Origin of the sequence: Micromonospora sp. NPDC049799, assembly GCF_040656655.1 — a bacterium.
In the GTDB taxonomy this organism is placed as follows: domain Bacteria; phylum Actinomycetota; class Actinomycetes; order Mycobacteriales; family Micromonosporaceae; genus Micromonospora.
Map to the genome: position 1 here is coordinate 1 of NZ_JBFAMU010000295.1, position 6,148 is coordinate 6,148.

The 6,148-nt window shown below is 70.8% G+C and carries 6 protein-coding genes and 1 riboswitch; of the genes, 2 read left to right on the forward strand and 4 right to left on the reverse strand.

The annotated features are described in order from the left end of the window. Both AB0I76_RS20260 and AB0I76_RS20265 read right to left on the reverse strand, forming a co-directional pair. The coding region (locus tag AB0I76_RS20260; protein ID WP_357037550.1) for a hypothetical protein at positions 1-313 on the reverse strand (313 nt) is incomplete at its 3' end. An 88-nt stretch (positions 314-401) separates the two neighbouring features. Beyond that, positions 402-1,337 carry a diacylglycerol kinase family protein gene (locus tag AB0I76_RS20265; RefSeq protein WP_357037553.1) on the reverse strand — a complete coding sequence of 312 codons (936 nt, stop codon included), beginning with the start codon at positions 1,335-1,337 and terminating at the stop codon, positions 402-404. 220 nt (positions 1,338-1,557) lie between these two features. Between AB0I76_RS20265 and AB0I76_RS20270 the strand changes: the two genes are divergently transcribed. Further along, the gene (locus AB0I76_RS20270) at positions 1,558-2,220 is read left to right on the forward strand and encodes a hypothetical protein (protein WP_357037556.1); all 663 of its coding nucleotides are present in this window, start codon (positions 1,558-1,560) and stop codon (positions 2,218-2,220) included. Between the two features lie 52 nt (positions 2,221-2,272). Here the strand turns inward: AB0I76_RS20270 and htpG are convergent, their stop codons facing one another. After that, positions 2,273-4,189, reverse strand: a complete 1,917-nt coding sequence (gene htpG / locus AB0I76_RS20275) for a molecular chaperone HtpG (RefSeq protein WP_357037559.1) — start codon at positions 4,187-4,189, stop codon at positions 2,273-2,275. 123 nt (positions 4,190-4,312) lie between these two features. Further along, a complete protein-coding gene (locus AB0I76_RS20280) occupies positions 4,313-4,954 on the reverse strand; it encodes a transglycosylase family protein (RefSeq protein ID WP_357037562.1) in 642 nt (213 codons plus the stop codon). Further along, positions 4,954-5,126: riboswitch (cyclic di-AMP (ydaO/yuaA leader) on the reverse strand. It overlaps the preceding gene by 1 nt. 332 nt (positions 5,127-5,458) lie before the next feature. On the opposite strand from AB0I76_RS20280, the gene AB0I76_RS20285 reads away from it, so the two are divergent. Next, positions 5,459-6,148 (forward strand): PAS domain-containing protein (locus AB0I76_RS20285; protein ID WP_357037565.1); only part of this gene is annotated, 690 nt, incomplete at its 3' end.

The following is a 6,148-nucleotide window of genomic DNA, read 5'->3' on the forward strand; positions in this document are numbered from 1 at the left end:
GGCGGCGGCCGGCCGCCACCGCGGGCGACCCTCCGTCGAGCTGGTCGTGGTCGCAGCGGCGACCCGTGCGAACCGCCGGCGACGCGCCGGTCGCGCCCGCGGGTGTCTGTGCGGAGCGCAGTGCGCGCTGGGCGGTGTTCCAGGCGGCGCAGGGCCAGGCCTGACCGGCGCAGAGCAGATTGTGGCAGGCGCCGTCGCCGTCCGGCTGGTGCGCGTCGGCCACGTCCAGGGCGAGATCCCACAGCAGCGGATCGGTCACCTCCGGCGGACGGTCGGCATGGCGATCCGGCCGATTTCGGCTGGTGTCGGACATCGTGCGGCCCCCCTTACGAGCTGTTATCCCTCCACCTTCACCCGGAACAGCCCCTGGTAAACGGCGCCTGGACGGCCGGCCCGAGCGCTCACGCCGATTCGCCGACCTCCGGGCAGCAGAGGGTCAACGCCCCGGGCACCACCCGCACCTTGAGCTTGGTGACCGCGTCCCGCGCTCCCCCGTCCAACTCGTACGTGCGCGGGGCCGCGAGGCGGACCTTCACCTTGCGTCCCCGGGTGATCCGCAGGAACGGCGACTCCTCCGACCGGCCCGCCGCCATCCGGCCGAGCGTGCGGGCCCAGTCGATGGCGCCGTCGGCGGTGGACACACCGACCTCCAGGCAGCCGTCGTCCGGGCGCGCGTCGTCGAAGGCCGGGATGCCGCCGGTGATGGTGCCGACGTTGCCGAAGAGCACGCAGCTCGCCTCGCCGTCGAACCACTCGGCGCCGTCGACGGTGATCCGGGTCCGGACCAGTTCCCCCCGGACGTGTCGGAGCCCCGTCCACATGTAGGCGAGGCGGCCGAACCGGCCCTTGAGGTCACGGTCGGCCTCCCGGATGAGGTCGCCGTCGAAACCGGCACCGGCCATCACCGCGAAGTGCTCGCCGTTGAGGCGGCCCAGGTCCAGGGTGCGGCGGCGGCCGTGCAGCCCGATTCGCACCGCCTCGGGCAGGTCCTCGGGGATCCCGAGGTTGGCGGCGAAGAGGTTCGCGGTGCCGGCGGGCAGGATCGCCATCGCGGTGCCCGAGCCGGCGAGCGTGTCGGCGCAGCGCTGGACCATGCCGTCCCCGCCCCAGACGAAGATCAGGTCGGCGCCCTTCTTCAACGCCCTACGGACCTTCTTCGGGGCCTTGCGGCTCTTCGGCACCTCGTACCAGAGCAGGTCGTCGACGCCCGCGCCGGCCAGTTCCGCGCGGAGGGCGTCGAGGCCGCCGCCGAGGGTCTTTCTGCGGTGCGCGACGACCGCGACCGTGCCGACGCCGGTCGTGACCGGGTTACCGCGCTCCGATGTCCTCGTGCTCATGCCCGCCCGTGTTACCCAAGCGGCGTCGCTCCCACGCCCGACGCGGCGGTGTCGCCCGCCGGCCCTGGTTGGACCCCGGCCAGCGATTGTGGCTGGTCAATACAGGGTATCCGGGTGCGCTGCCACGGACGGGGCGGCATGAGGGAGCTGAAACCATGAGGACCATGTCGATCAGACGTTCGGCGGTGACCCTGGCGGCGGTCGCCGCGCTGGTGGCCGGATGCGGTGCAACGGCGGCTCGGAGCCGGCGGAGACCAAGGACAACGGTGTCGCCGCCCTGGCGCCGAACGAGGCGCTGGATCGGGCGAGGACGGCACTGAAGGATGCCGGTTCGTACCAGGTGAAGGGCAGCATCGTCAACGACGGCGACCCGATCGCCCTCGACTTCCGGGTCCGGGGCGACGACCTCGCCGGGCAGGTGACGTACGAGGGCGCGACGGTGCAACTGCTCGCCGTCGGCGGCCAGCAGTTCATCCGGCCGGACGAGAAGTTCTGGGAGGTGTCCTCGGGCGCCGGGACCGGCACGGAGATGGCGAAGCTGCTGGGCGACAGGTGGGTCAAGGTACCCGCCGACGACAAGGACCTCGACGACATGTTCGGCATTGCCAACGTCGACAAGATGTTCGAGATCGACGGCACCCTGACCAAGGGCGGGACCAAGGACATCGCGGGCGTCCCGACGGTCGGCCTGGTCGACGGCGGCGCCAAGGGCGGCACCGTCTACGTGGCCACCGAGGGTGATCCGTACCCGATGCGCATGGAGGGCACCGACGCCAACCCGGGCGAGCTGACCTTCAGCGACTTCGGGGCGCCGTTCGACGACCTCAAGGCTCCCGCCGAGGCCGAGGTGGTCGACTTCGAGCAGTTGACGAAGAAGAACTAGACCGCGACGAAGGGGGAGGTTGCCGGGCGGCGGCCTCCCCCTTCTCACGGGTCTAGAGGGTTCGGGCGAGCCGGTCGGCGAGGATCCGGGTGAACCGGGACGGGTCGGCCAGTTCCCCGCCCTCGGCGAGCAGCGCCATCCCGTACAGCAGCTCCGCGGTCTCCTTCAGCGACTCCTCGGTGCCGCCCTGCTCGCGGGCCTTGCGCAGGCCGGTGACGAGCGGGTGCCCCGGGTTGAGTTCGAGGATCCGCTTGACCGCCGGCACCTCGTGCCCCATCGCCCGGTACATCTTCTCCAGCGTCGGAGTGATGTCGTGGGCGTCGCCGACCACGCAGGCCGGGGAGGTGGTCAGCCGCGACGACAGGCGGACCTCCTTGACCGCGTCGGCGAGGACCCCACCCATCCAGGTGAGCAGGTCCGCGTACTCGGTGCGCTGCCGCTCCCGCTCGGCCTCCGCCTCGGCCTTCTCCTCCTCGGTGTCCAGGTCGACCTGGCCCTTGGCGATCGACCGCAGCGTCCTCCCGTCGTACTGGCCGACCCGCTCGACCCACACCTCGTCGACCGGGTCGGTGAGCAGCAGCACCTCGTAGCCCTTGGCCCGGAACGCCTCCATGTGCGGCGAGTTCTCGATGGTCGTCCGGGACTCGCCGGTGGCGTAGTAGATGTCGGTCTGGCCGTCCTTCATCCGGCCGACGTACCCGGCGAGGTCGGTGGGCTCGGCCGGGTCCTGGGTGGAGGAGACCGACAGGATCTCCAGGAGGATGTCCCGATTCTCCGTGTCGTCGATCAGGCCCTCCTTGACGGCGGGGCCGAACTCGGTCCAGAAGGTCCGGTACTTCTCCGGCTGCTTCGCCTTCAGGTCGCGGACGGTGGCGAGCACCTTCTTCACCAACCGCCGGCGGACGACCTGGATCTGCCGGTCCTGCTGGAGGATCTCCCGGGAGATGTTCAGCGACAGGTCGTGCGCGTCCACCACGCCCTTGACGAAGCGTAGGTAGTTCGGCATCAGCGCTTCGCAGTCGTCCATGATGAAGACGCGCTTGACGTAGAGCTGCACGCCCCGGCGGCCCTGCGGGGAGAAAAGGTCCAGCGGCGCGTGGGACGGGAGGAAGAGCAGCGCCTCGTACTCGAAGGTGCCTTCGCCCCGCATGTGCACGACCTCGAGGGGGTCGGCCCAGTCGTGGCTGACGTGCTTGTAGAACTCCCTGTACTCGGCCTCGTCGACCTCGTCCCGGGGCCGGGCCCAGAGCGCCTTCATCGAGTTGAGCGTCTGCACCTCGACGGTCGGGGCGCCGCCGTCGGCGCCGGGGCGCTCCACGCTCATCCGGATCGGCCAGGCGATGAAGTCGGAGTACCGCTTGACGATCTCCCGCAGGGTCCACTCGGCGGTGTAGTCGTGCAGGTTGTCCTCGGTGTCGACCGGCTTCAGGTGCAGGGTGACCGAGGTGCCCTGGGGTGCGTCCTGGACCCCCTCGACGGTGTAGGTGCCCTCGCCGGTCGACTCCCAGCGGGTGCCGCCGCTCTCCCCCGCCCGGCGGGTGACCAGTTCGACCCGGTCAGCGACCATGAACGCCGCGTAGAAGCCGACGCCGAACTGGCCGATCAGCTCCTGCGACGTTCCGGCGTCGGAGGACTCGCGCAGCGTCCGCAGCAGCTCGGCGGTGCCCGACTTGGCGATCGTGCCGATCACCTGGACCACCTCGTCCCGCGACATCCCGATGCCGTTGTCCCGGACGGTGAGGGTCCGCGCGTCCCGGTCGACCTCGATCGCGATGTGCAGGTCGGTGGTGTCGACGTCGAGGTCCTTGTCCACCAGGGACGCCAGCCGCACCTTGTCCAGTGCGTCGGAGGCGTTCGAGATCAGCTCGCGCAGGAAGACGTCCTTGTTCGAGTAGATCGAGTGGACCATCAGCTGGAGCAGCTGACGTGCCTCGGCCTGAAACTCCAACGTCTCGGTCCGGTTGCTCACACCGTGTCCTTTCATGCTCGACGACCACGAGAAGGTTCGCGGAAAGGATACGAGTCGTCGCGGACGGCGATGCGACGACGCCCGGCCGGTGGTGCCGGCCGGGCGTCGTGAAGGGGGTACGCGTCAGAGACTGAGCCGCTGCCCCGGGAAGATCAGGCCCGGGTCGCCGCCGACGACGCGCTCGTTGCGCTCGTACAGCGCCCGCCAGCCACCGTCGACGCCGTGCGAGGTGGCGATCTTGGCGAGGGTGTCGCCCGGCTCGACCACGTGGGTCTCGCCGCTGCCCGACGGTGTGGTGTTCCGCGTCGAGCGCTCGTTGCCGGAGTCGCGCTTCGTCGTGCCGGAGTCGCGCTTCGTCTCCGAGGACCGCTCGGTCTTCTTCGGGGTGTACGCCTTGGTGGAGCCGCCCCGCTTGCCGCAGGTCGGCCAGGCGCCGATGCCCTGGCCGTCGAGCACCCGCTCGGCCACCGCGATCTGCTCACCGCGGCTGGCCAGGTCGGCCCGCTTGGCGTACTTGAGGCCGCCGTAGCCCTCCCAGGTGCTCTGGGCGAACTGGAGGCCGCCGTAGTAGCCGTTGCCGGTGTTGATGCTCCAGTTGCCGCTGGACTCGCACTGGGCGATCGCGTCCCAGTTGACGCTGTCGGCCTGTGCCGGTGCGGCCGGGCCGAAGATCGCGACCGCGCCGGTCACGGCGCCGACGGCGAGGGTGCCGACGGCGGTACGACGGGCGGTGCGACGGTGCCGGGCCTGGTAGTCAGATGCCATCGATGTGTCCTCCACGCCTGCGAGGTCAGCTGTCGGGTTCGGGCCGAGGAGCCCGGCCGCCGAGGGCGGCTTCACCCCGAGGTGACGTGCACCGAGGAACGTGTGGGTCCCCCGCTCCATGCCTGGGTGACGGGTTCCGACGGTCGGCGGCAGGATTAGGCGTTACCGACCGTGGTGTTCGCGTCGCGAACCCGCTCGACGTTAGGGGCGCTTCGCGTCGATTGCCCACTTCTCGTGAACTTCCTCACCGCGCAGCGCGGGAGCACCGGCCGCCGACTTGCGCCCCGTCCGTACCTGTGGTCGCGCTAGCTTTCCCCGATCGTGACCTGTGGCGGGAACCACAGGTGGTGTGGATACGGGTGGGGGTGGGTACAGACGATCTCCGGGGTGGCGGCGGATTCGTGAGCGTGCCCAGGTGCCAGGATGTGGGCAGCTAACGCCAGCAAGGGGTGGTGGGCCCCGGAACGGGGCTGCGATGGGACTCGGTCGAGGGTGACGCAACGGGTGGGTGACCTCTTCGTAGGCGGTGGGGACGCCGGACGGCTGATGGCACGGCTCGACTGGTCCTCCACGCCCCTCGGCCCGGTCGAGCGCTGGCCCCAGAGCCTGCGCGCCGCCGTGCGGATGGTGCTGTCGTCCCGGTATCCGATGCTGCTGCTGTGGGGAACGGAGTTCACCCAGCTCTACAACGACGCCTACTCGGCACTGATCGGGGACAAACACCCCAGCGCCCTCGGTGGCGACGTGCGGGTCACCCTCGCCGAGGGCTGGGACGTGCTGGCCCCGCTGATCGACGAGGCGATGACGACCGGGGTGGCCAGCTGGGTGCCGGCCCTCCAACTGCTGCTCGACCGCTCCGGCTACCGCGAGGAGGCGTACTTCAGCGTCTCGCACGCGCCCGCCCGCGACGACGACGGCCGTACGGTCGGGGTGCTCACCGTGTGCAGCGAGGTGACCGAGCAGGTGGTCGGCGAGCGCCGGCTGCGTCTGCTGCGGGATCTGACGGTCGGCGGGGACGGACGCACCGTGGACGTGGCCGGCACCTGTCACCGGCTGGCCGAGGCCGTCGGCGGGTACGCGCTGGACGTCCCGTTCGCCGCGATCTACCTGCGTGACGGCGGCGTGCTGCGGCGGGCGGCGTGCGTCGGCGGGGACGTGGTGGCCGCGGCGCTGCCGGAGAGCGTGCCGACGGGC

Coding starts and splice junctions, on each gene's coding strand:
- AB0I76_RS20265 (WP_357037553.1), bottom strand. CDS start 1,337: ATGAGCACGAGGACATCGGAGCGCGGTAACCCGGTCACGACCGGCGTC.
- AB0I76_RS20270 (WP_357037556.1), top strand. CDS start 1,558: ATGCGGTGCAACGGCGGCTCGGAGCCGGCGGAGACCAAGGACAACGGT.
- AB0I76_RS20280 (WP_357037562.1), bottom strand. CDS start 4,954: ATGGCATCTGACTACCAGGCCCGGCACCGTCGCACCGCCCGTCGTACC.